The 23,110-nt window shown below is 68.0% G+C and carries 23 protein-coding genes and 2 pseudogenes; 18 read left to right on the top strand and 7 right to left on the bottom strand.

Annotated features, from left to right (window positions below; translation table 11 throughout):
• Window positions 1–480: a hypothetical protein gene (locus tag EV652_RS17980; protein ID WP_132210312.1), complete on the top strand. Its 480-nt coding sequence runs from the start codon at window positions 1–3 to the stop codon at window positions 478–480.
• A gap of 42 nt (window positions 481–522) precedes the next feature.
• On the opposite strand, the gene EV652_RS17975 is transcribed toward EV652_RS17980, so the two are convergent.
• Window positions 523–897, bottom strand: a complete 375-nt coding sequence (locus EV652_RS17975) for a hypothetical protein (RefSeq protein ID WP_132210311.1) — start codon at window positions 895–897, stop codon at window positions 523–525.
• Between the two features lie 316 nt (window positions 898–1,213).
• On the opposite strand from EV652_RS17975, the gene EV652_RS17970 reads away from it, so the two are divergent.
• Window positions 1,214–2,050, top strand: a complete 837-nt coding sequence (locus EV652_RS17970) for a tyrosine-type recombinase/integrase (protein WP_132210310.1) — start codon at window positions 1,214–1,216, stop codon at window positions 2,048–2,050.
• A 26-nt stretch (window positions 2,051–2,076) separates the two neighbouring features.
• A complete protein-coding gene (locus tag EV652_RS17965) occupies window positions 2,077–3,099 on the top strand; it encodes a phosphotransferase family protein (protein WP_199238254.1) in 1,023 nt (340 codons plus the stop codon).
• Window positions 3,100–3,146: 47 nt separating this feature from the next.
• Here the strand turns inward: EV652_RS17965 and EV652_RS45810 are convergent, their stop codons facing one another.
• A complete protein-coding gene (locus EV652_RS45810; protein WP_255512603.1) occupies window positions 3,147–3,278 on the bottom strand; it encodes a hypothetical protein in 132 nt (43 codons plus the stop codon).
• A gap of 45 nt (window positions 3,279–3,323) precedes the next feature.
• Between EV652_RS45810 and EV652_RS17960 the strand changes: the two are divergent.
• The 5 genes and pseudogenes from EV652_RS17960 to EV652_RS44630 form a co-directional block, all read left to right on the top strand.
• Window positions 3,324–3,941 (top strand): annotated as a pseudogene (locus EV652_RS17960) (alpha-L-arabinofuranosidase C-terminal domain-containing protein); the annotation flags it as partial.
• A gap of 22 nt (window positions 3,942–3,963) precedes the next feature.
• Window positions 3,964–4,593: a TMEM175 family protein gene (locus EV652_RS17955; protein ID WP_158441184.1), complete on the top strand. Its 630-nt coding sequence runs from the start codon at window positions 3,964–3,966 to the stop codon at window positions 4,591–4,593.
• 420 nt (window positions 4,594–5,013) lie between these two features.
• Complete coding sequence (locus EV652_RS44075; protein WP_158441183.1) at window positions 5,014–5,244, top strand: VOC family protein; 231 nt, start codon at window positions 5,014–5,016, stop codon at window positions 5,242–5,244.
• A gap of 119 nt (window positions 5,245–5,363) precedes the next feature.
• On the top strand, window positions 5,364–5,702 hold the full coding sequence (locus EV652_RS17945) for a hypothetical protein (RefSeq protein ID WP_132210307.1): 339 nt from the start codon (window positions 5,364–5,366) through the stop codon (window positions 5,700–5,702).
• Window positions 5,703–6,110: 408 nt separating this feature from the next.
• A pseudogene (locus tag EV652_RS44630) lies at window positions 6,111–6,323 on the top strand (glycoside hydrolase family 95-like protein); the annotation flags it as partial.
• Window positions 6,324–6,391: 68 nt separating this feature from the next.
• On the opposite strand, the gene EV652_RS17940 reads toward EV652_RS44630, so the two are convergent.
• The 4 genes from EV652_RS17940 to EV652_RS17925 form a co-directional block, all read right to left on the bottom strand.
• Complete coding sequence (locus EV652_RS17940; RefSeq protein WP_132210306.1) at window positions 6,392–6,598, bottom strand: hypothetical protein; 207 nt, start codon at window positions 6,596–6,598, stop codon at window positions 6,392–6,394.
• A gap of 315 nt (window positions 6,599–6,913) precedes the next feature.
• Complete coding sequence (locus EV652_RS17935; RefSeq protein ID WP_132210305.1) at window positions 6,914–7,225, bottom strand: hypothetical protein; 312 nt, start codon at window positions 7,223–7,225, stop codon at window positions 6,914–6,916.
• 491 nt (window positions 7,226–7,716) lie between these two features.
• On the bottom strand, window positions 7,717–8,349 hold the full coding sequence (locus EV652_RS17930; RefSeq protein WP_132210304.1) for a response regulator: 633 nt from the start codon (window positions 8,347–8,349) through the stop codon (window positions 7,717–7,719).
• Window positions 8,346–9,482 (bottom strand): GAF domain-containing sensor histidine kinase, encoded by a 1,137-nt coding sequence (locus EV652_RS17925; RefSeq protein ID WP_132210303.1) that lies wholly within the window; start codon window positions 9,480–9,482, stop codon window positions 8,346–8,348. Before EV652_RS17925 ends, EV652_RS17930 begins: the two co-directional genes overlap by 4 nt.
• A 213-nt stretch (window positions 9,483–9,695) precedes the next feature.
• Between EV652_RS17925 and EV652_RS17920 the strand changes: the two genes are divergently transcribed.
• The 6 genes from EV652_RS17920 to EV652_RS17895 all read left to right on the top strand — a co-directional run bounded on the left by EV652_RS17920 (window position 9,696) and on the right by EV652_RS17895 (window position 16,330).
• Complete coding sequence (locus EV652_RS17920) at window positions 9,696–10,496, top strand: ABC transporter ATP-binding protein (protein WP_132210302.1); 801 nt, start codon at window positions 9,696–9,698, stop codon at window positions 10,494–10,496.
• Complete coding sequence (locus EV652_RS17915; RefSeq protein WP_132210301.1) at window positions 10,493–11,290, top strand: ABC transporter ATP-binding protein; 798 nt, start codon at window positions 10,493–10,495, stop codon at window positions 11,288–11,290. Before EV652_RS17920 ends, EV652_RS17915 begins: the two co-directional genes overlap by 4 nt.
• A 2-nt stretch (window positions 11,291–11,292) precedes the next feature.
• Window positions 11,293–12,189: a branched-chain amino acid ABC transporter permease gene (locus EV652_RS17910; protein ID WP_132210300.1), complete on the top strand. Its 897-nt coding sequence runs from the start codon at window positions 11,293–11,295 to the stop codon at window positions 12,187–12,189.
• A gap of 139 nt (window positions 12,190–12,328) precedes the next feature.
• The gene (locus EV652_RS17905; RefSeq protein ID WP_132210299.1) at window positions 12,329–13,366 is read left to right on the top strand and encodes a branched-chain amino acid ABC transporter permease; all 1,038 of its coding nucleotides are present in this window, start codon (window positions 12,329–12,331) and stop codon (window positions 13,364–13,366) included.
• Window positions 13,367–13,403: 37 nt separating this feature from the next.
• Window positions 13,404–14,684 carry an ABC transporter substrate-binding protein gene (locus EV652_RS17900; protein ID WP_132210298.1) on the top strand — a complete coding sequence of 427 codons (1,281 nt, stop codon included), beginning with the start codon at window positions 13,404–13,406 and terminating at the stop codon, window positions 14,682–14,684.
• Between the two features lie 17 nt (window positions 14,685–14,701).
• Complete coding sequence (locus EV652_RS17895; RefSeq protein ID WP_132210297.1) at window positions 14,702–16,330, top strand: long-chain fatty acid--CoA ligase; 1,629 nt, start codon at window positions 14,702–14,704, stop codon at window positions 16,328–16,330.
• 209 nt (window positions 16,331–16,539) lie between these two features.
• Here the strand turns inward: EV652_RS17895 and EV652_RS17890 are convergent, their stop codons facing one another.
• Window positions 16,540–17,727 carry a PucR family transcriptional regulator gene (locus EV652_RS17890; protein ID WP_158441182.1) on the bottom strand — a complete coding sequence of 396 codons (1,188 nt, stop codon included), beginning with the start codon at window positions 17,725–17,727 and terminating at the stop codon, window positions 16,540–16,542.
• 135 nt (window positions 17,728–17,862) lie between these two features.
• On the opposite strand from EV652_RS17890, the gene EV652_RS17885 reads away from it, so the two are divergent.
• From EV652_RS17885 to EV652_RS17870, 4 genes are read left to right on the top strand one after another with little or no spacing between them, the layout of a single operon-like run.
• Window positions 17,863–19,368, top strand: a complete 1,506-nt coding sequence (locus tag EV652_RS17885; RefSeq protein WP_132210295.1) for a long-chain-fatty-acid--CoA ligase — start codon at window positions 17,863–17,865, stop codon at window positions 19,366–19,368.
• Complete coding sequence (locus tag EV652_RS17880) at window positions 19,365–21,044, top strand: PHA/PHB synthase family protein (RefSeq protein WP_132210294.1); 1,680 nt, start codon at window positions 19,365–19,367, stop codon at window positions 21,042–21,044. Before EV652_RS17885 ends, EV652_RS17880 begins: the two co-directional genes overlap by 4 nt.
• Window position 21,045: 1 nt before the next feature.
• Window positions 21,046–21,831 (top strand): poly(3-hydroxyalkanoate) depolymerase, encoded by a 786-nt coding sequence (gene phaZ, locus EV652_RS17875; RefSeq protein WP_199238252.1) that lies wholly within the window; start codon window positions 21,046–21,048, stop codon window positions 21,829–21,831.
• A gap of 25 nt (window positions 21,832–21,856) precedes the next feature.
• Window positions 21,857–23,029 (top strand): acyl-CoA dehydrogenase family protein, encoded by a 1,173-nt coding sequence (locus tag EV652_RS17870; RefSeq protein ID WP_132210293.1) that lies wholly within the window; start codon window positions 21,857–21,859, stop codon window positions 23,027–23,029.
• Window positions 23,030–23,110: the final 81 nt, after the last annotated feature.

Raw genomic sequence — 23,110 nt, 5'->3', positions numbered from 1 at the left:
TTGACCAAACCGAAGCGTGGTGAGCTGGTCACGGCCGCCCGGATCCTGTTCTGCCTGCGGATCGTGAGGCCCAGCTTCCGCGCCGGTCGCTATCCCGCCTACCCGCGTCACTTCCGGCTGGCTTCTGGCGATCCTCTGCTTGACAAGTTCTTCGACCACGTTGCCGCGTCGCCGGCCTTGGAGTTCATGCAGCGCGCCGCGCTGGTCGACGTGACCGGCGCGTTGACCGTCTTCGGCATCACGTTGCGCGATCTCACTCCTGAAGGCCTGCTGCATTGCGCGCTGGAGGCCAGGAAGCTGCATCACGGGGGAAGGACGAGTGCGCAGCAACTCCGGCACCGCCGCCTGGCAACTTCTGCACTCGATGGGGCACTTCCCGGCCAACGCCCCTCACACACTGCGAGCCGCCCGAACCAGGGGGCAGCTAACGGTCGAGGAGCTCGTCGACCGCCACCGGCCCAGCGATCCCGGCATCCGTGACCTGTTCGTGGAGTACATCCGCCGCCGCGGCGCTGGCATGGACTACAACTCGGTCAATGGCATCGCCCACATCCTGATGGAGACGTTTTGGCGCACCGTCGAAAGGTCAACCCCGCCCGGAGCGATCTGCGGCTCACCGAAGAGACCTACCAGCAGTGGAAAGAAGCCGTGATGGTGCTGCCGGGCGGCCGGCGGCGGCTCAGCCTCGACGCGATCCTCATCAAGATCCGGTCGTTCTACGTCGACCTTCAAAGCTGGGCGCACGCCGAACCCGAGCGCTGGGGGCCGTGGGTCGCGCCTTGCCCGGTCCGGGAAGCCGAAGTGCGCTGGAGCCACGTCAACCGACGCAGACTGAACGAACGCACCGCCGAACGGACACGCGTCCGGCAACCGCTGCTGCCAACGCTGGTCGAGCACGTCAGCGTGCGATGGCTGGAGCTCCGCGAGCTGCTCACAGCCACACAACCGCCGCGCCAGGCGAACATTTCATCCACAGCGGCACCCGCTGGCAACGCGTCGCCACCCAAGCCGACCAGCGCGACAACGGGCCGCTGCGAGTCCTCAACCGCGACACCGGCCAACTCGTGCACGTCACGGTCGACGAAGACGGCGCCTTTCTCGACTGGGCCGTCGTCGAGATCCTGCGGCACGCCGGCCTGCGCATCGAGGAGCTCTTGGAGCTGTCCCACCTGAGCATCCGCAACTACCAGCGCACCAACGGCGAAGCATCGCGTTGCTGGTCATCGCGCCGTCCAAGGCCGATCGCGAACGCGTCATCCCCATGTCGGCCGAGCTGTTCCATGCCGTCGCCCAGGTCATCAAACGCCACCGCAGCCAGCACGGCACTGTCCCTCTCGCGCACAGCTACGACCCTCACGAGCGGATCTGGAAGATTTCGCTCCCGTTCTTGTTCCAGCGCCGCAACGGACTGACCCGATCCGCGATTAATCCGGCCACCGTCCGGCGCCGGCTCAACGAGCGCTGCGAAGCGCTCGCCGTCACCCATCCCGAGTTCGAAGGTGTCCGGTTCGCCCCACACGACTTCCGGCGTCTCTTCGCGACTGACCTGGTCAACTCTGGCCTGCCCATCCACATCGGAGCAGCTCTCCTCGGGCACCTCAGCATCGAGACCACCCGCGGCTACGTCGCGGTCTTCGACGACGACATTGTCCGCCACTACCAGGAGTTCCTCGACCGGCGACGCGACCAACGACCTACCGAGGAATACCGTGACCCGACCAGCACCGAGTGGTCCGAGTTCGAAGAACACTTCGACAAACGCGAAGTCGAGCTAGGGTCCTGCGGACGCCCCTACGCGACACCGTGCGCTCACGAACACGCCTGCATTCGCTGCCCGATGCTCACTCTCAAGCCAGGCATGCTGCCCCGGCTGGACGAGATCGAAGAAGACCTCGTCCAACGCCGCCAGCAGGCCAACGCCCAAGGCTGGCACGGCGAAATCGAAGGCATCGACCTCACCCTCACCTTCCTCCGCAGCAATCGAGGACAGACCCAACGCGCCATCAGCCTCGGAATGCCCTCCACGGCACCGGCCAGGCAGAAAGCCTAGAACGGGCGCGGCCAGGCCGCGCGTTAATGGAGAGGATCAAACGAAGCAGCCCGTCGTACTGTGATCCAGCTGCAGAGAACCAAGCCCAACACACAAGCCGCGGCAAGAGGGCGAAGGGATACGGCACAAGAATGAGCACCGCTGCTGAGGAGTACCCAGAGCTGCCGGCCGAGGTTCTGGACGACGTGGCCAGCGTGGTCGGGGCAGAGGTCACTCTTCTCAGTCGCCTACCCGGAGGCTTGGATGTGGGTGCCATGCGCATCCAGTTGGCCGGAAGGGCAAATGCAGTGCTCAAAGCATGGCCCCGGGCACGCCCCAACCAGCTGGACGAGTCGTTGCGAGCCCAGAGAGTGGTCGAGCACATGCGTAGGCGCGGCTGTCCCACCCCGCCCTGGCTCGGAGTGGGGGCCACATCCACTCATGTATGGCACCTGATGGACTTCGTTGACGCGGCTCCCGCGCCAGAGCTGACCCCGTCCCTCGTTGAGCAGCTGATGGAGATCATCGAACTCCAGGCTGGCCAAGCCTCCGAGCCCTACGACCACTGGTCGTACGCCTGGCGGCTCGCCACCGGTCAGGAATCCGGTCAAGACTTAGCTCCGAGTCTGTCGAGGGCTGTCGCCGAGCTCTCGGGGTATTCCTCGGTGGTGTCGGCCTTGGTCGAGCGCCTGCGGCTCGTGTGTGGCGACGTCCCACCACCACGAGAGGCACCTGACATGGTCCATGCCGATCTCAAGCCCGACAATGTCCTGGTCCGTGACGGAGCGGTGGTGGCGGTCGTGGATATCGGGAACGCCGGTAGCGGCACACGGGCGACTGATCTCACCACCCTCCAGTGGTACACCTTCCAGGATCCGCTGGACGGTGTCCGAAGGCGGCTGCGGACGAGAATCCTCGACCTGGTCGACTGGGAGGGGGCGGCGGTGCTCGCAGCGACACAGATCCTCGTGATGCTCGAGTTCCCCATCCGTCACGGGCGCCACGATGTCGTTCCAGGGGTGGTCGAGCGCGGCCATCGCGCCCTTGACGAGCTGAACGCGCTTCGCTAACTGTCGCCGGTGGAGATCGTGTGCGAAATGGGGACCTCCGACTGCTATCAGCCGGCATAACGCGCAACATCCACCTTGCGGCCGAGAATGGCGCACTCCGTGAGTTCGTCGAGCAGCTCCAGTCCCGGCTCGGCGAGCTGCAGGAGCTTGCGGCTCCAGAAGTTCCAGTCCAGTACCACGCGAAGAAGATCGACATCTCCTTCGACGAGTAGAACGTCTGGTACGGCGCCCGCTCGCGCCGGACCGATGAGGACCCGGACGGATGGGCGGTGGCGCCGCGGCGGATCGAGGACGAGTACAACGTCACCAATGCCGTTGTCGTCGGCAACCTGCTGATCTCGCTGCTGCGCCACAGCGACCGGGTCGGCGTCGCCTGCATCGCGCAGCTGGCGAACGTGATCGCGCCGATCATGACCGAGCGCGGCGGCCCGGCCTGGCGGCAGCCCACCTTCCATCCGTTCGCGATCACCTCCCGGCTCGCAGCCGGCCAGGTACTGCGACTGGAGACCGACTCGCCGACCGTCAGCACGGCCAACTACGGCGACATCACGGCGGTCGACGCGGTGGCGACGTACGACCAGGGCAAGCTCGCGGTGTTCCTGGTCAACCGATCCACCGAGGGCCCGATCGAGGTCACGGTCGACGTCAGCCGCGCGGGCGTGACCACCATCGCCGAAGCCGTCACAGTGCACGACGACGACCGGCTGGCGAACAACTCCGCGGAGCAGCCCGACCGGATCACTCCGCAACCGAACGAGTCGGTCCGGCTCGAAGACGGCAAGCTGATCGTCACCCTCCCGGCGATCAGCTGGACCGCGCTCAGCTGTCGCCCGACTGATTGAAGCGGTGTCAGACTGGGTGACCGTGGCCACCCAGTCTGACCTCGCCGACACCTCGCGCATCGAGACGTTCAGTGACGGGGTCTTCGCGATCGCGATCACGCTGCTCGTCCTCGAACTGCACATCCCCGAGCTCGAGCCCGACGAGCGGCTCTGGCCGGCCCTGGTGGACGAGTGGCCGCACTTCGGCGCCTATCTGACCAGCTTCGCGATCCTCGGCATCATGTGGGTCAACCACCACTCGATGTTCCGGCAGATCCAGCGAGCGGACCGCGGGCTGATGTTCCTCAACCTGTTCTTGCTGCTGTGGGCGGCGTTGCTCCCGTTCCCGACGAACCTGTTCGCCGAGTACCTGCTGGACGACACGATCGACGCGAATGTCGCGGCCGCGGTCTACAGCACCAACCTCACCCTCGCCGCGATCTCGTTCAGCCTGATCTGGTGGCACGTGCTGCGCCGCCATCTGGTCGACCACGACATGACACCTGCCCAGCAGCGCGCCTCCGTACTGCGCTACTCCATCGGTACGGCGTTCTACGCGGCCTGCATCGGACTGTCGTTCATCTCCGCGCCCCTCACCCTGCTCGTCCAGTTCCTGCTGGCTGTGTACTACGGCTTCGAGCAGCTCAGGACCCGCGCCCGACCAGGGGTCTGATCACGCGCGCCAGGCACCACGAACTGCACCATGAACCAGGGCGTGCCGGCCACCGGCTGAGCATGGCCACACCGGTGGCCGGCACGTGCCCGGCCGGGGTTCGCGGTTGTGCTCGTTGGCGAGGAGGAGGGCGTGCGGAGCCTTTGAGCTCGCGGACGCCCTCGGCCTGGTGGTCAGATCTCGTGGTCTGGCCCGTCGGCACCGACCTGATCGGTGGCCTGGGTGCGGGTGGTCTTGGTGATCCGGGTGGTGGCCCAGCGTGCCGGCCACCGGCGGGACGGGACTGGCTGGCCGGACGATCGGGCGGCAAGGGGACGGGACTCATCGGCCGGGCAGTCGGCAACACGTCGGATGCTCAGGCTTGTTGCCCCGCGGGCCGTGCCGCCTACTGTGGCATGGAGGTGGCGATGCCCGCACTCGATGCGTGATCATCCCGGGTCGAACGACAAGAGCTTCGACCCGACCCGGATCGGTCTGGATCACGTCGCGTTCCTGGTGCCGTCGCGGGCGGAGCTGGAGGCCTGGCACAACAGCCTGGCCGCCGCCGGAGTCGTCTGCTCGGCCATCGAGGCAAGTCCGCGCGGGTTCCACCTCAACCTGAAAGACCCTGACGACATCGCCGTCGAGCTCTTCGTCTCTGAACCGACCTGAACCGAACGCACCAGCCGGCCGGAGCAGGACAGCTCCGGCCGGCTTGTTCTGGGGCGGACTCAGCGAGCGGCTCGTTCGATCACCTGGGTCACCGTCGACGGCTGGGACACTATGACCAGGTGGGAGGCACCATCAACCTCGACGATCTTCGCGCCGGCCCGGGTGGCCATGAAGCGCTCGGCGGCCGGGCGATGGCGTGGTCACCGGTGGGGATGACGGCGTACTTCGGGAGTGCCGCCGGGGCGGTCTTCTGTACCGGCTCGCTGAAGGCCGAGGCCGCGACCGGGCGTTGCGCCGCAAGGAGGACGGCTCCCTGCCGGGCCGGGATGTCCGCAGCCAGACCGTTCTGGAGGGACGTCGTGCAACAACTCCACCGGCAACAGACGACCGCTCCCACCCTCGACCTCGCTCTTGCGGCCGCTTTTCGCTCGGCGGCCCTAGCTGCCCTGGCCTGGTGAGCTTGCCCAGGAATGCGTCGAGGTACTGCACTAGCTGCAGGATGCTGGTCCGCCGAGAGGTGAGAAGGCTCGCTAGGGCTGTCCCTCAGATGGTGGCCGCGGCGATCAACCAACTGAATCTTGCTCAGACTCCCGTCCGGTTGCACAGACGCATCCGTCGGGGCATGACCTTCATGTGCGCCTAAGCGGGGGTGCGTCAACCGGATCGCTACCTTCCACATCCTGGCCGAGCGTGCTGTCAGTCTTCAGCCTGCGATGCATCCACGACAACCTACTGGGGAGTGTTTCCTGCCGCCAGGTCACGCAACTCGCGAGCAGGACCCGCCACGCGCCGTCGAACGCCGGCGGCACAGCAGCCATCGCGGAAAAGCTCCTCCAGTCCCACGGTGATGAGCTCGACTACTCCCCGCACTCCCGGCAACCTGGCCCAACGGCTCCGTCCGAGAACTCCGCGCTCGCGGCGGCTTCACCGTGGACATCACCTGGCAGAACGGCTGCCTCGACCACGCCACCATCCACCCGGCCAAGTCCACCACGCATCGCATCCGGTACGACGACCACACCACCGAACTGACCTTCACCCACCACGAGCCGACCACCCTCCGCGCACCGACGCGGTGAGCACACGCGTTCGGCCCGACCCGGTGACTGCTTAGCAGCCCCCGGATCTGTCAGCCCGGCTACTGCCGTCAGCAGCTACCGATGTCGTGAGTGTGCAACTGGACGAGGTGCCCCTCACCGTCGAAGTCGGCGTAGACCTCCGTGAGGACGTGATTGTGGCAAACGTCGCCGAGATGCACGCCCCCGATCCCACCCTGATCGTTCGCCATCATCGGAAACCGCAACTTCGGCCGTTCCTGCTTCACCGCGAGCCCCTCAGTGTCCGTGCTGTCCATGGCCTTCCCCCTCCCCTGTAGTACCGGACACCACCAGGATGCGCCACGACCTTCAGACAGCCTCAAATCCTCAGGTACTCCGAGCTGAAGCCGACCGGCTGGCTCCCGCGGATCCGCTCAATCTCCCGCAGGGGACCTGCCGGTCGAGCCACGGCGTCACGGGCGGCTCGGCGACAGGTCGCGAACTCTCGCAGCGGCTGCCGTGCGTCGTTCCCGTCGGCACTTTGTCCAGCCGTTGCGTTCGACCCGCTGCCGCCGGAGGGCCGGTTCCCGAGCCGCGGGAACGCCATGGGATGTCGGAGGCAGTTCCTCCGTTCAGCGTGGCGACACATCTGCGGGCGTGGGCAGCACAACTTCCTTGTCCGCGACCACGTCGCCATTGTCTTTGCTGATGACCAGACGACGCGCCTGGACGCATTGGCCATCCGGAACGATGATGATCTCAACGTCTGAATCGGTTGAACTCAGAGGAAGTACCGGGATGCCACCGGCGGCAGCTGCCGCGGCGGCACAGGCCTTGCCAAGCCGCGGCTCAAGTGCCTCTTGACCCTTCGCATTGAGGACCAGATGCGCACCGACGATGCGCTGGGCCGCCGCGGTATGACCTGGCTCTGATCGCCGCCGCACGTGGCGACGACCAAACTGTGACAGCCCTGACGGACGAGCTGATTCAGTGGGCGGCACCCAGCCGGATCGGCTACGTCCTCAACCATGCATCGCACGCCAAGGCACTCGCCGCCCTCGGTCGAGGTGACTTCGAAGCCGCCTACCAGCACGCCACCGACGTCCTCCCGGGACGAACGATCCCCTCCCATGCACCGCGCGCGTTGTGGGTGAAATCCTGGACCTGGTCGATGCGGCTGTCCGCGCCGGGCGCCGGACCGATGCGGCAGCGTACGTCGACGCGATCACCAGCACCGGTCTTGCGGCGATATCACCGCGGCTCGCGCTCGTGGCCGGCGGTGCAGCGGCGATGGTCGCCTCCGACGAGATCTGCCGCGCGTCATCAGCCGGCAGGAACTACCTTAGTTGCTTCGGGCATCGACGGCTTCGCGCCTTACGCAGGACGAGTACAGAGTGCCATCCAGCCCCCCAAACTTGAGGTTGTGGTGCCGGATTCAAAGGATGCCGAGCTGGCTAGCTCGTGAGAGAGCCTCGACGCGGTTGCGCGCCCCGAGCTTCTCCAGCGTGCGTTGAAGATAGGTCTTGACCGTGTTGCGGGTGAGCCCCAGCGCGACCGCGATCTCGGGGTTCGTCTCGCCCATCGCGACACGCCGCAGGATGTCGTACTCACGCCGCGTCAGACCGTGCTCGCGGAGCTTGCGGCTCAGAGCCGCGCCGCTGCTGCCGGCGGCGTTGATGCAGAGGACCCGTTCGCCGGCCATGACGCGTCTGATGGCGTCGACCAGGTCGTCGCGTTCGGTGTCCTTGACAACGGCGCCGTGCGCGCCGGCCGCGAGAGCCGCGTCCAGGGCCGCGTGATCGGGATAGGCGGTGAACAGGATGATCTTGACCGCGGAGTCCTGGGCGCGCAGCGCTTGCACGACTTCGGGGCCGAGCATGTCGGGCAACCGCAGGTCGAGGAGGACCACGTCCGGTTTGAGCCGCTCGACAGCGGTGATCGCCTCACGCCCGCTGCGCGCGTAGCCGGCCACCTGAAGCCACGGTGTGTTCTGGAGGGCGAGCGTCACCCCGTCGAGCACGATCGGGTGGTCATCGGTGACCAGCACCCGGACGATGCGCGTCTTCATCTCGGCACCCAGGCCTGGAAGGTCACACCGGCGTCGTCGTTACGTCCGATGGTGACCGTCCCGCCGACCCGGGCGACCTGTTCCGACATCGCCGCCAGGCCCAGGCCCCCGGCGGAGTGTGGGTCGGACTCCAGTCCGACGCCATCGTCCGAGACGGTCATCGCCACGCCCTCACGGAGGGCGAAGACGCTGACCACCACGGACTGCGCCCTGGCGTGCTTCTCCACGTTCAGGAGAGCCTCCCGCGCGGCGTTCGCCAGTGTGCCGATCCGGGACCGCGGCAGATTTGGCAGCTCGGTCAGCGTGATCACCCGGGTGTTGACGCCCGTGCGGTCCTGGAATGCCCGGCAGTGCTCGCGCAACGCGACGCAGAGGGCCACCTGCTCCGGCGGGGCACTCAGCACCTGCAGTGAGCCGCGCAACGCCGCGCTTGCCTCTGTCGCGTGCTGGTCCAGGACGGTCAGCCGTGTGCGGACCGCCTCGTCGAGCGCAGGCTCGTCGCAGAGCCTCTGGAGGCCGGCGCGGAGAGTGAAGAGCATGGCGCCCACCGAGTCGTGGAGCTCGAGGGCGACGCGGCGGCGTTCCTCATGCACGGCGACCTCGGCTGCGTGCCGGGCACGTTCGGCGACGACCTGCGCGGCGGCGGTCCGGGTCGCCAGCTGCTCGAGAGCGCCGGCAGTGCGGTCGCCGAAGTCGGTCATCCGGCGATTCGCGCCGTACAGCACGCCGAGCAGGCCGCCGTCGTGGAGGATCGGGACGGCGATCATCGCAATGACGCCCTCGGCCTCGGCCTGTGCCCTGAAGTGATGGGTGATGTCGGGCGCTGAGCCGTAGTCCCTGACCCACAGCGGGCGGCGCTGGGCGAACACTTGACCCCCTAGCCCGGTGCCGATGGGAACAACGAGGCCGTCGACGCCCTCCGTCACGATGTTGACTGTGTGTTGCAACACCAGCCGGTCCGCCCCGTCCGGTCGACCCACCCACGCCACGTCGACGCCGGTCAGCTGCGGCACCCTCGTCACGATTCGTTGCATAGCGGCGGCTCGATCGAGCAGCGCGAGGATGCTGGCGTACTCCTCGTCGAGACGGAGAAGTACGTCGGGAGACACAGCCTCGCGTGGGCGGTTCCCCATGTTGATCACCTAGATCCAGCTCCCGGCGCCTGAGGGCGGCTCGCGAAGTCGCGGCACCTCGACGCCTCGTTCGACATCCTCCCTCGGCCAGCAGGACGAGCGCCATCTCCAGATGGAGATGTCCGTACGGCGATCTCCACCTGCGGCTACACGTGGTCGGTCACGACGCCGCACTCTGTTCGGTCATACGCCGCCGAACAGAGGAGGACTCTGATGCCGACTCTCACCGTTCGCGAGCTCCAGGTGAGCTACGGACGAGCGATCACCGCGTTGCGGAACGTCTCGCTGGAGGTGCCGGCTGGTGCCGTGGTCGCCGTCCTGGGCAGCAACGGCGCGGGCAAGACGACATTGCTGCGGGCCATATCCGGCGTCCTCGCCGAGCACGGGGCGGCCGCCGACCGCGGCGAGATCGTGTTCGACGGTCGCCCTATCACCAGGCGTTCGGCTGCGGCGATCGTCGCAGTCGGCATCGTCCAGGCGCCCGAGGGTCGGCGGATCTTCGAACGACTCACCGTCGGAGAGAACCTGCGCATCGGCAGTTTCGGCGTGCACGACGCCGCGGCGAATCGGCGGGCCCGGCGGTTCGTCTGCGAGCTGTTCCCCATCCTGCATGACCGCCGCGACGAGCGGGCCGGACTGCTGTCCGGCGGCCAGCAGCAGATGCTGGCCATCGGGCGAGCGCTGATGGCTGACCCCCGGCTGTTGCTGCTCGACGAGCCGTCGCTGGGACTGGCCCCGCAGGTCGTCGGCCAGATCGCGCAGGTGATCACGGAGATCAACGCGCGTGGCACGACCATCCTGGTGGTCGAGCAGAACGCCGCGATGGCGCTGTCCGTGGCCGCTCACGCCTTCGTACTGACTACCGGTGAGGTGTCCCTGTCCGGGCCGGCGGGCGTGCTCGCCGCCGACGACACCGTCCGCGACCTGTATCTGGGACGTGACACCGAGGCGGCGGTCGACCAGGAGCTGACCGCGGCTGGTCCGCGGGAGCAGCTGCGGCGGTGGGTGCGATGAGCCAGGTTCCCGTGTCCGCGACTGATGCCCCGGCGCTGACCGTGGACGGCGTCACCGTACGGTTCGCGGGCGTGACCGCCCTCGACTGCGTGTCGTTCGCCGTGGCACCGATGGCGGTCCACGCGGTCATCGGCCCGAACGGCGCCGGAAAGTCGACCCTGTTCAACGTGGTGTCGGGCGCCTACCAGCCGGAGAACGGCACGGTCTGGTTCCGCGGCACCGACTTGACCAAGCTGCAGCCGCACGACGTTGCAGGACTCGGGGTGGCCCGCACGTTCCAGAACATCGCATTGCTGGCGTCTGAAACGGTCGAGGAGAACCTGATGCTCGGCCGCCACCACCTCACCCGCGCGGGAATCATCGGATCCGCACTGGGGCTGCCGGCCGCCCGGCGAGAGGACCGGCACCACCGGGCCCGCGCCCGGGAGATCGGCGCATTCGTCGGTCTCGGCGACAAGCTCGGCGCAACGGCCGGTGCGCTGTCGTACGGCGACCAGAAGCGGGTCGAGATCGCCCGGGCGCTCTGCGTGGAACCCGACCTGCTGCTGCTGGATGAGCCGGTCGCCGGCATGAACGCACACGAGACGTCGGTCATCGCACAGCTGGTCCGCGACATCCGCGACGCTCTGCTGATCCCGATCCTGCTCGTCGAGCACGACATGGGGATGGTCATGGCCATCGCCGACCGGGTCACCGTGCTCGACTTCGGCCGGCGCATCGCCGACGGCGTACCAGACGACGTGCAGAGCGATCCCGACGTACAGCGCGCGTATCTCGGCACGGGAGAGGAATGACCATGGCACAACTACTCCAGCTACTCGTCAGCGGGGTCTCGCTCGGCGCGGTGTACGCGCTGCTCGCGCTCGGCTTCGTCGTTGTTTACAAGGCCAGCGGCGTGGTCAACTTCGCCCACCCCGCGTTGCTGATGGTGGGCGCGTACGTCACCGCGCGGTTGAGCGCTGCGGGCGACGTGCCGTTCTGGGCGGCCGTGCTGGCCGGGATCGGCGGCGGCGCCGCCGTCTCACTCGTCATCCAGTTGCTGCTGGTGAGTCCGGTCGCCCGCCGGTCCGTCGTCGCGGCGAGCATCATGACGATCGGCGTGGACGTCGTCGTCCAGACCGAGATCAACCGGCGGATCGGCGCGGACATCCTGCCCATGGGGGATCCCTGGCAGAACAGCGTGATCACGGTCGCCGGCCTGACCATTCCGCAGACCCGCATCGTCGCCCTCGTTGTCGGTCTCATGCTCATCACCGCGTTCTTCGCCTGGTTCAAGCTCTCGACCTGGGGAATCGCGATGCGTGCGGTGGCCGAGGACCCCGAGACGGCTGCGCTGATGGGCGTACGGCGCTCGCGGGTGTCGGCCCTGGCCTGGGGGCTCGCCGGGCTCCTTGCGGCGGTGGCCGGCCTGTTCGTCACGGTGTTCCCGGCGCCCGGCCTCGAGCCTGTCACGGCAACGGTCGCGCTGCGTGCCTTCCCTGCCGCGATCATCGGCGGTCTCGACTCGACCGGTGGCGCGGTGGTCGGCGGCCTCGTGGTCGGCATGGCCGAGGTGCTGACGCAGGGCTATGCGAGCGAGCTGTCGTTCCTGGGGCTCGGCTTCCACTCAGCGATGCCCTACGTGGTCATGGTCCTGGTGCTGCTGGCCCGCCCATCCGGTCTGTTCGGTACAAGGGAGCTGCATCGTGTCTGATCCACGATTTGACCACGGCCCGGAGCTAGCGGTTGCGGAGCGGGTGGCTGTGCCAGCCGGCGATGTCGACCTACGGGGCATCGGCAGACGACGCTCTCGCGCAAAAGTCGTGGCCACGGTGGTTGCTCTTGTCGTGGCCATGGCCGTCCCGCTGTACGTCGATGCCTTCTGGCTCCGCCTCGGCATGTTCGCCTTCGCCGGAGCCGTCGCAGCGCTCGGCCTGGGCCTGCTTCTCGGCCAGGCCGGCCAGCTCTCGCTCGGCCACTCGTTCTTCGTCGCGGTCGGTGCCTACGGCTACACGTTCCTTGCCGCCGAGGAACGCACCGTCGGTGTGAGCCACCAGGCCGGCCTGGCTCTGCCGCCGGTCGTCGCCGTCGTGCTCGCGGTGCTGCTGGCCGGGGCCGCCGGGCTGGTGTTCAGCCCGATCGCGGCCAGGCTCCGCGGCATCTATCTCGGCATCGCGTCGCTCGGCCTGGTCTTCGTCGGGCAGCACGTGCTGTTCAACGTGGAGGCGCTCACCGGGGGCTTCAACGGCCGCAACGTACCCGGTTTCACCCTGCTGGGCTGGCGATTCGACAGTATCCCCGGCGAGACGCTGTACGTGCTCGGTGTGCCGTTCGGCCGCGAGGAGAAGCTCTGGTACCTCGGCCTGACCGTCACCGCCGTCGCCTATCTGTCGTGCCGGAACCTGGTCCGCGGCCGGCCCGGCCGGGCCCTGCGTGCGATCCGCGATCGCGAGCTCATGGCAGGGATCATGGGCGTGCCCGTGACCCGCTACAAGGCGCACGCGTTCCTGATCTCTTCGATGTACGCCGGCCTCGGCGGTGTTCTGCTCGCGCTAGCGTTCGGCCGGATCGTCCCGGAGACCTTCGGGATGGCCCTGGCAGTCGAATACCTCGCGATGGTGGTGATCGGCGGGCTGGCCTCGCCGGCCGGGGCGGTCGCCGGCGCCGCCTTCGTTTCCTGCCTGCCCGCCGTGCTCGAACGTTATGCGGCCGTGCTGCCCGGACTTGCTCCGGCGGGTGCCGAGGGCATCAGCCCCGCGGTTGCGGCCAAGTTCGCTTTCGGTGCGGCGATCGTCGCGCTACTGCTGTTCGAACCCGGCGGTGCCGCCGCCATCGGTGGCCGCCTGCGAAGCAGATCCGGCCGAGCCCTGCACAGGTTTCGTCGTCGTTGAGCCGAAGTGATCCACCCATCCCACCAAGGAGATCCTCATGTCGTGGTTGTCCCCACCGCCCAACACCCTGCCGCGCCCCCGCGCCCTACTGGTCGCCGCGCTCGCCGTCGTACTGATGGCCGCCGGATGCTCGACGAAGACCGACGACACAACCCAGGCCGCCGCCGGAGAGCCGGCAACCGGCCCGGGCGTCACCGACCAGGTGATCAAGCTCGGTGTGCTGACCGATCGGACCGGGCCTTTCGCCGCTGCAGGCAAGTCCGCGGAACAGGGACGTCAGCTCTTCTGGGACAAGAAGAACGCCCAGGGTGGTGTCTGTAATCGGAAGGTCGAGTTCGTCGTCAAGGACCACGGCTACAACGCCCAGAACGCGGTCACCGCCTACGCGCAGATCAAGGACGACGTGCTCGCGCTCGACGAGCTGCTCGGCTCACCGATGATCGCCGGCCTGCTGCCCGACCTCGAGACCGACCAGATGCTGACGATGGCGGCATCGTGGTCGTCGAACCTGCTCACCAACCCGTACGTCGTGATCACCGGCAGCACGTACGACATCGAGATGATCAACGGCATCCACTGGCTGATCGAGAACAAGGGCCTGGCCAAGGGCGACAAGATCGGCCACATCTTCCTCGAGGGCGACTACGGCGAGAACGCCGCGGCGGGCAGCAGCGCAGCCGCCAAGGAGTTCGGTCTGCAACTCATCGAGCAGAAGATCAAGCCGACCGACGCCGACCTCACCGGTCAGGTCACCGCACTGCGAGGCGCGGGAGCCGACTTCGTCCTCCTGACCACGACCCCCGCGCAGACGGCCTCCGCCGTCGGTGTCGCGGCGGCGTCCGGGTACGGCGCCACCTTCCTCGGCTCCAACCCCGCCTTCAGCCCTGCGCTCCTCCGCAGCCCGGCCAAGTCCGCACTGGAGCAGCGGCTGCTCGTGACCACCTCGATCGCGCCGTTCTCATCCACTGCTCCCGGCCCCTCGGAGGTCCGCAACGCCTTCCTGGCGAAGTATCCGGACCAGCTCAAGACCGGGTTCGTGATGTACGGCTACGCCCAAGGCGAGATCATGGCGAACATCCTGGCCAAGGCCTGCCAGAACAATGCGCTGACGAGGACCGGCCTGCTGCAGGCGTTCCAGAGCCTTCAGGACGTCCAGACCAACGGGCTGGTCCCGGCGCTGGACTACAGCAAGCCGGGTCAGATCCCATCGCGGCAGGTCTACCTGGTCCGTCCCGACGCCAAGGCCGCCGGTGGGCTCACCCAGGTCGAGGCAATGTTCGCCGCTCCATTTGCCACCACCTACCAACAGTCCCGCTGACCCTCGAGGTGACGAACATGCGCAGCACGATGCTCGACGTACCACTCCAGCTCCGACGGATCCTGGAGCATGCCACGTCCTTCGGCGGGGCCGGCCGGCTCGTCACCGCCGTACCCGGCGGGCACAGGCAGGCGACGTACGCCCAGGTTGGCCAAAACGCGGCCCGGCTGGCGCACGCGTTGAACGCCCTCGGCGTACATGAAGGCGACCGGGTGGCCACCTTCATGTGGAACAACCAGGAGCACGTCGAGGCGTACTTCGCGGTGCCGTGCATGGGCGCTGTTGTCCACCCGCTGAACATCCGCCTCGGTGGGGCGCAGGTCTGCTACATCGCCAACCACGCCGAGGACCGGGTGGTCATCGTCGACGCCTCACTGCTGCCGGCCTTCGCACAACTGCTGCCCGCGATGCGGACCGTCGAGCACGTCGTGGTCAACGGATCCGCCGACCACGACCTGCTCGACGGGTCCGGGGTTGCGGTCCACGACTATGCACAGCTCATCTCGGCCCAGCCGGACAGCTACCCGTGGCCCGACACCGACGAGCGGCAAGCCGCCGCGATGTGCTACACATCGGGAACGACCGGTGACCCCAAGGGCGTGGTCTACAGCCACCGATCGATCTACCTGCACGCGACAGGCATCGCGCTACCCGACTCGTTCGACCTGTCAGCGCGCGACCACATCCTCGCGATCGTGCCACAATTCCACGTGCTTGCGTGGGGGCTGCCATACGCCGCGTTCCTGACCGGCGCCTCCCTCGCCATGCCGAACCAGTTCCTCGCACCCGAACCGCTTGCCGCTTTCATCGCAGCAGTGCGGCCGAACAAGGCCGCCGGCGTGCCCACCGTGTGGCAGGCGCTGCTCACGTACGTCGACGCTCATCCGACCACCGACATCTCCTCCCTCGAGGAGGCGATCGTCGGCGGCTCGGCCTGCCCGCCGGCCCTCATGCAGGCCTTCGAACAACGCCATGGCGTCACCCTGCTGCACGCCTGGGGCATGACCGAGATGTCGCCGCTCGGCACCTTGGCCCGCCCACCTGCGGGTGCCGATCCGGAGGCGTCGTGGCGCTACCGCCTCAGTCAGGGCCGGTTCCCCGCACCGGTCGAGGCGCGACTCGTCGGACCGGACGGATCGGTCGTGCCAACCGACGGGAAGTCCACCGGCGAGCTCGAGGTGCGCGGCCCGTGGATCACCGGCGGCTACTACGCCGACGACGACCCGGACAAGTTCCACGACGGCTGGCTGCGGACCGGCGACATCGGCGTGATCAGCCCCGATGGCTACCTCGCGCTCACCGACCGCTCCAAGGACGTCATCAAGTCCGGCGGTGAGTGGATCTCCTCCGTCGATCTGGAGAACCACCTGATGGCTCACCCAGCCGTGCGCGAGGCCGCCGTCATCGGTGCGGTCGACGAGCGGTGGGGGGAGCGTCCGCTGGCCACTGTGGTCGTCACCGACGGCGAGCAGGTGTCGTTCGCCCAGCTGCGGGACTTCCTGGCCGACAGGGTGCCCAAGTGGCAGCTGCCCGAGCGGTGGGCGCTCATCGCCGAGGTGCCGAAGACTTCCGTCGGCAAGTTCGACAAGAAGGCGCTCAGGCAACGACACGCACTCGGCGAACTCGACGTCCACCTGCTGCAGTAAGCAACCGGGCCCCGCCGACGTCAAGATGGCAGGTCGTCTCCGGGGAAGCTGAGACCAGGGAGAACGTCGACCGCGAATACGCCGGCCTTGACACCCGGGTCGTCTGCCATCAGCTCCTTGGTCGTCTCGACATCTACATCGCTCGACCGAGTGATGTGTTCAAGATGTCCCGGGTTTCAATTCCGCCACACTGGACGATCTGCCGGCGGTCAGCCGAGGTGGCGGGATGCTTCGAGGGCGAGGAGGAGCTCGGCGAGGGAGCGTGGGTCGCTCAAAGATCGGCCAGTGCGTTCCTCGATGCGGCGCAGGCGGTGGCGGACGGTGTTGGGGTGGCAGTAGAGGTACTCGCCGGTCTCGGTGGCGGAGCCGTGGTGGGTCGACCAGGCTGCCAAGGTGTCGAGCAGCACCTCGCGGTCGTCGGGCGGGAAGTCGTCGAGTCCACCGAGCACTTTCCGAACGACGTACTGCATCACGTCCGGTGCCGCCACCGCCGCCATGGTCAGCGGTGACTCGTCGAACAGCGCCACCGGGGCGTCGGCGGTCGAACCTGACAGCGCGACCCGTGCGAAGCGCACCGCCTGCCCGGTCCCGTCGAGATCGTCGTACGGCGGGCTCACCCCGACGCGACCGGTCGCGGACCGGCGCAGCAGATCGACCAGTGCGGCGAGACGCCCAGGCGGCACGCCGACCACGCCGACCTGCAACTCCGGGAGCAGCCGCCACGCGGACGCGAGACCGACCGACCGCAACCGCTCCTCCACCGCGGGCAACGCCTGCCGACCCACCTCGGGCACCTCCGCGGTGACCACCACGAATGGTCCCTGGTGCGGCAGCCGCAGCAGCTCGACCGCCTCCCACAGGGTGCCACCGCCGCTCACCCGGCCCTCGAGCAGCGCTTCGACCAGCGCCGAGCGTTGCTGGTCCTGCTCCAGTAGCCGACGCGATTGCACATCCCGGTACGAGTCCGTCATCGCAGCGGTGTACGACGACTGCATCTGCCACAGCCGACTCGAGGCGAGTACCAGGACCTGATCGGCGATCCGAGCCGAAGCGGCTTCGGCGAGGACCGCGTCCCACAGGGAGCGTGTCCCGACCCGGTACGCCGCCATCACATCGGCCAGCGGCGCACCCTGCTCGGCCCGCAGCCGCCCGGTCTCGCGGGCCGACACCGGGTCGGAGCCGTCGCTGACCAATGACTCGAGCATGAACTCGAGGTTCGCGCGGCACGACGCCCGCAACGCGTCCGGCCGTACCAGCCCACCCGAGCGGTAGAAGTCGATCTCGTGCTCGATCCGGGCCGCCATGGCCTCGATCAGCTCGTCGGCGCGAGCCCGGAGCCGGCCGACGAGATCCTCGATCTCCGGCCCGGAAGCCGACCTGACGCGCTCCGTGCTCACCCTCGGAGCATAAGCGCCGGGCCGTTGTTCGCGGTCACACTCGCGGGCCGTCCACGTTGGCCGGCACGCCATCGACGCTCGCCGGACCCGGACGGATCGTGGAGGCAGATCCCCGAACCACCCCGGAGCGACACCATGACGAACCTCAGCCTGAACCTGTCCGAGTCCGCGGCCATGTACCCGGACCACCCTGCGATCCAGCTGGACAACGACGTCCTGCGGTACGACGAACTCGATGACTTCGCATCCCGGGTTGTCAGCCTGCTCCGCGAGTACGGCGTCCGGCCCGGTGACCGGGTCGGCCTGATGCTGCCGAACGTGCCCGAATTCGCCATGGTGTTCTACGGCGTGCTCCGGGCCGGCGGCATCGCCGTACCGATGAATCCGTTGCTCAAGCGACGTGAGGTCGAGTACTACCTCGCCGACTCCAGGACCCGGGTGCTGTTCGCCTGGCACGAGGTGGCGGGCGAAGCCGAAGCCGGTGCCAAGACCGCGGGAGCTCAGCTCGTGCCGGTCGCACCGGGCGAGTTCCGCACGCTGATCTCGGCACGCCCGCCGATGACCGATTCGGTCAGCAGGAGTGGATCCGAAACGGCCGTGATCCTCTACACGTCGGGCACCACCGGCCGGCCCAAGGGCGCTGAACTGACGCACGCCGGCCTCAACACCAACCAGGCGGTCACCGCGAGGACACTGATCAAGATCGGCCCGGACGACGTCGTGATGGGCTGCCTGCCGCTGTTCCACGTGTTCGGACTCACCTGCGGTCTCAACACCGCGATCGCCAACGGCGCGACCCTGACACTCATCCCACGCTACGCCCCGGCGAAGGCGCTCGAGGTGATCGCCCGCGACGGCGTCACGGTCTACGAGGGTGTGCCGACGATGTACGCCGCAATGCTCGGCGTGCCCGAACGCGAGAAGTACGACGTGAGCACCCTGCGCACCTGCGTATCCGGTGGAGCCGCACTTCCGGTCGAGGTCCTGCGCGGCTTCGAGGATGCCTTCGGCTGCGTCATCCTCGAGGGCTACGGGCTGTCCGAGACATCGCCGGTCGCGTCCTTCAACCACCCGGACGCGGTCCGCAAGCCCGGCTCGATCGGTACGCCGATCGAGGGAGTGCGGATGCGAGTCGTGGACGAGGCACAACGGCCGGTGCCGAACGGTGAGATCGGCGAGATCCAGATCGGCGGCCACAACGTGATGAAGTCCTACTGGAACAAGCCCGACGAGACTGCGGCGACGATCGACGCCGACGGCTGGCTGAGCACCGGTGACATGGCACGGCAGGACGACGACGGCTACTTCTTCATCGTCGACCGGAAGAAGGACCTGCTCATCCGCGGCGGCTACAACGTCTATCCCCGCGAGGTCGAGGAAGTCCTCTACGAACACCCGGCGGTCGCCGAGGCGGCCGTCATCGGCATCCCGCACCCGGCTCTCGGCGAGGAGATCGGCGCCGCCGTCGCCCTCAAGTCCGATACGACGGCAACAAATGAGGAACTGCGTGACTTCGTCAAGGCCCGGATCGCGGCGTACAAGTATCCCCGCGTGGTGTGGATTGTCGACAACCTGCCGAAGGGACCGACTGGCAAGATCCAGCGTCGCGAGGTCGAGGTACCGGACGGAGTGCTCCCATGAGCACGCCCGCCGACGAACTCGCCGCACCGCTCGACCTGCTGCTCACCAGTGCTGCCGTCGGCCCGCTGCGCCGGTTCCTGCCGAACGCCTCCTGGGCTCGGATGACAACCGGGCTGGCCACCCGGCCGCGTACGGTGGGCGGGCGCGCCGCCGGCCTGGCCGGCGAACTCGGCCGGATCGCGATCGGTCACTCCGACCGCGTACCGTCCCGCCGCGACCGGCGGTTCGCCGACCCGGCGTGGACCCGCAACCCCGTGCTGCGCCGTATCGTCCAGGCCTACCTGGCCGCGGCCGAGACCGCGAGCGCGCTGACCGCGGATGCGCAACTGGATTGGCGGGACCGCCAACGGATGTCCTTCGTCGTCGACAACCTCGTCGAAGCATTTGCCCCCAGCAACAACCCGCTGCTCAACCCGGTGGCCTGGAAGGCGCTGATCGACACTGCCGGCCTGAGCCCAGTCACGGGCGCACGCAATCTTGTCCGCGATCTCGCCACCGCACCACGCGTGCCGAGCATGGTCGATCCGACCGCTTTCGAGCTCGGCACGACGGTTGCGGCGACGCCCGGTGCGGTCGTCTTCCGCAACGAGATCCTGGAGCTGATCCAGTACACCCCGCAGACTCCGAAGGTGCGCACTGTGCCGCTGCTGATGGTGCCACCGGTCATCAACAAGTACTACGTTGTCGACCTCGCACCGGGGCGGAGCATGGTCGAATACTTCGTCCAGCAGGGCCAGCAGGTGTTCACGATCTCGTGGCGGAACCCCGACGCCAGGCACCGCGACTGGGACCTCGACACCTACGGCCAAGCGATCCTCGACGCGATGGACGCCGTCCAGCGGATCTGCCGCACCGACAGCACCCATCTGTTCGCGACCTGCTCCGGCGGCATCCTGGCCTCGATGCTGCTCGGTCACCTCGCCGATCGCGGCGAACTCGACCGCGTCGCCGGGTTCACGCTCGCCGTCTCGGTGCTCGACCAGAGCCGGGCGGGACTCGCGTCGGCCGCCATGGACGAGCGAATGGCCGCGGCGGCCGTCGCCTCGTCGGCAGCCAAGGGATACCTGGACGGCCGGGCCCTCGCGGAGGTCTTCGCCTGGCTGCGCCCGACCGATCTGATCTGGAACTACTGGGTCAACAACTATCTGCAGGGACGATCACCGGCCGCCTTCGACGTCTTGTTCTGGAACGCCGACACCACCCGGATGACCGCCGCGCTGCACCGCGGGTTCGTCGAGCTGGCGATGGCGAACGCGCTGACCCAGCCAGGTACGGCGACCATGCTCGGGTCCCCGATCGACCTGGGGAAGGTCACGACGCCGTCGTACGTGATCGCCGGGATCGCCGACCACATCTGCCCCTGGCAGTCGTGTTACCGCAGTACCCAGCTGCTCGGTGGGGAGAGCCGGTTCGTGTTGTCCGCGGCCGGGCACATCGCCTCGATGGTGAATCCGCCCGGCAACCCGAAGGCGACGTACCAGCTCAACGACGGCAACCCACCCGACCCGGACGAGTGGTTGCGCACGGCAACGGCAGAGCAGGGCTCGTGGTGGCCGGACTACGCTGCCTGGCTGGGCAAGCGCAGCGGCCGGATGAAGGCTGCGTGGCAGACACTCGGCGGTGGCGGACTGGAGCCGCTCGAGGCAGCCCCCGGTAGCTACGTCCGGGAAAACTGACGTGGACACCTTGACCGCCGCCGGCCGCCGGATCCGGTACGACGTGACTCCTGGAGATCCGCTCCGTACGCCACTGCTGCTCTGCTGCGGAATCGGCGCCGGCTTCGAGGTTCTGCAGCCGGTCGTCGATGCGCTGGACCGCACGGTGATCCGGTTCGACGTACCCGGGGTCGGCGGGTCCCGGAGCGGGCTGCTCCCGGACGGGATCCCCCGGCTGGCGTGGATGGTCGACCGGATGCTGACGCAGCTCGGGTACGACGAGGTCGACGTACTGGGGTTCTCGTGGGGCGGAGCGCTCGCCCAGCAGCTCGCGGTCCAGCATCGGCGGCGCGTTCGTCGACTGGTGCTGGTGAGCACGGGGACCGGAGTCCTGATGGTGCCCGGGCGGCCGGCCACGCTGCTGCGGATGATCACGCCGCGGCGCTTCCGTGACCCCGAATACGCCGCCGGCGTCGCCGGTCTCCTGTACGGCGGCAGCGCACGGCGGCACGCGCGGGACATTCTCGCTGTCCTCCGTCATCAGGCGCGCGGCGGATCGCGGCGAGGCTATTTCTACCAACTGCTCGCCGGCGCCTGCTGGACCAGCCTGCCGTTCCTCGGCCTGATCCGGCAGCCGGCGCTCATCCTGACCGGCGACGACGACCCGATCATCCCGGTGGTCAACGGCCGGATCCTCGCCCGCCTGATCCCGGACGCCGAACTCCACATCTACCACGGCGGGCACGTCGAGCTCGTCACCGAGGCACCCACGTTGGTGCCCGTCATCACCCGCTTCCTGTCCCGCTGAGGGGCCATCTGCTGAGGAGTAAGGCATGACCACCGACCCGATCGACTTCTACGGCCTCGAACTGTTGCTGGACGACAGCGATCGCGAGCTCCTGCACGCCGTCCGCGAGTTCGGCGACAAGCGGGTGACGCCGATCATCAACGACTACTGGACACGAGCCGCGTTCCCGTTCGAACTCGTCCCGGCGCTGCGGGACCTGCGCATCGTCGGTACGCCGTACACCGGCTACGGCTGCCCGGGCCGGAGCTTCCTGCTCGACGGCCTGATCGCGATGGAACTCAGTACCGCGGACCCGTCGATCGCCACCTTCTTCGGCGTACACAGCGGACTCTCGATGGGATCGATCTACCTGTGCGGATCCGAGGAACAGAAGGAACGCTGGCTGCCGGCGATGGCTCGCCTGGAGAAGATCGGTGCGTTCGGCCTCACCGAGCCCGGAGTCGGTTCCGGCGCGTCGCGCGGTCTGCAGACGACGGCCCGGCGCGACGGCGACACCTGGGTGCTGGACGGCCAGAAGAAGTGGATCGGCAACGCCACCTTCGCCGACCTCACAGTCATCTGGGCCCGTGACGTCGAGGACGGACAGGTGAAGGGCTTCGTCGTCGAGAAGGACACGCCAGGCTTCACGACCACCAAACTCGAGGACAAGATGGCGCTGCGCGTCGTACAGAACGCTCTCATCACCCTGAACGGCGTCCGAGTCCCAGAGGCAAACCGGCTGCCCGGCGCTCGATCCTTCCGCGACACCGCGAAGGTGCTGCTGATGACGCGCGCCGGCGTCGCCTGGATGGCCGTCGGGTGTGCCCGCGGCGCGTACCGCCACGCCCTCGCCTACGCCAATGAGCGGGAGCAGTTCGGCCGGCCGATCGCGTCGTTCCAGCTCGTCCAGGACCTGCTGGTACGCATGCTCGCCAACACCACCGCCTCCGCCACCCTCTGCGCCCGGCTCTCCCAGCTTCAGGACGCGGGAACGGCCTACGACGAACACGCCTCCCTCGCCAAAGCCTTCTGCACCGTGCGCATGCGCGAAACCGTCGGCTACGCCCGCGAACTCCTTGGCGGGAACGGCATCCTCCTCGAACACAACGTCGCCCGGTACGTCGCCGACGCCGAAGCCATCTACTCCTACGAGGGTACCCGCGAGATGAACACCCTCATTGTCGGCAGGTCCATCACTGGTCACTCAGCGTTCGTCTGACCTCGGCACCGAAGCCGGACCGTCGTCAGGTGACATGACCTCCAGTCTCGAAGCCGACAACCGTGACGGCCGGGCAAGCAT

This window comes from Kribbella steppae (genome assembly GCF_004342025.1).
Taxonomy (GTDB): Bacteria; Actinomycetota; Actinomycetes; order Propionibacteriales; family Kribbellaceae; genus Kribbella; species Kribbella steppae.
The sequence above is the reverse complement of the archived record's forward strand: the minus strand, read 5'-3'. Positions and strand labels throughout refer to the sequence as shown.

Bases quoted from the DNA above. Each gene is read 5' to 3' on its own strand.
- EV652_RS17925 (WP_132210303.1), bottom strand. From the start codon at position 9,482: ATGGGGAACCGCCCACGCGAGGCTGTGTCTCCCGACGTACTTCTCCGT.
- EV652_RS17895 (WP_132210297.1), top strand. From the start codon at position 14,702: ATGCGCAGCACGATGCTCGACGTACCACTCCAGCTCCGACGGATCCTG.
- EV652_RS17920 (WP_132210302.1), top strand. From the start codon at position 9,696: ATGCCGACTCTCACCGTTCGCGAGCTCCAGGTGAGCTACGGACGAGCG.
- EV652_RS17915 (WP_132210301.1), top strand. From the start codon at position 10,493: ATGAGCCAGGTTCCCGTGTCCGCGACTGATGCCCCGGCGCTGACCGTG.
- EV652_RS17930 (WP_132210304.1), bottom strand. From the start codon at position 8,349: ATGAAGACGCGCATCGTCCGGGTGCTGGTCACCGATGACCACCCGATC.
- EV652_RS17885 (WP_132210295.1), top strand. From the start codon at position 17,863: ATGACGAACCTCAGCCTGAACCTGTCCGAGTCCGCGGCCATGTACCCG.
- EV652_RS17905 (WP_132210299.1), top strand. From the start codon at position 12,329: ATGGCCGTCCCGCTGTACGTCGATGCCTTCTGGCTCCGCCTCGGCATG.
- EV652_RS17940 (WP_132210306.1), bottom strand. From the start codon at position 6,598: ATGGACAGCACGGACACTGAGGGGCTCGCGGTGAAGCAGGAACGGCCG.
- EV652_RS17965 (WP_199238254.1), top strand. From the start codon at position 2,077: ATGGAGAGGATCAAACGAAGCAGCCCGTCGTACTGTGATCCAGCTGCA.
- EV652_RS17870 (WP_132210293.1), top strand. From the start codon at position 21,857: ATGACCACCGACCCGATCGACTTCTACGGCCTCGAACTGTTGCTGGAC.
- EV652_RS17880 (WP_132210294.1), top strand. From the start codon at position 19,365: ATGAGCACGCCCGCCGACGAACTCGCCGCACCGCTCGACCTGCTGCTC.
- EV652_RS17910 (WP_132210300.1), top strand. From the start codon at position 11,293: ATGGCACAACTACTCCAGCTACTCGTCAGCGGGGTCTCGCTCGGCGCG.
- EV652_RS17900 (WP_132210298.1), top strand. From the start codon at position 13,404: ATGTCGTGGTTGTCCCCACCGCCCAACACCCTGCCGCGCCCCCGCGCC.
- EV652_RS44075 (WP_158441183.1), top strand. From the start codon at position 5,014: ATGCGTGATCATCCCGGGTCGAACGACAAGAGCTTCGACCCGACCCGG.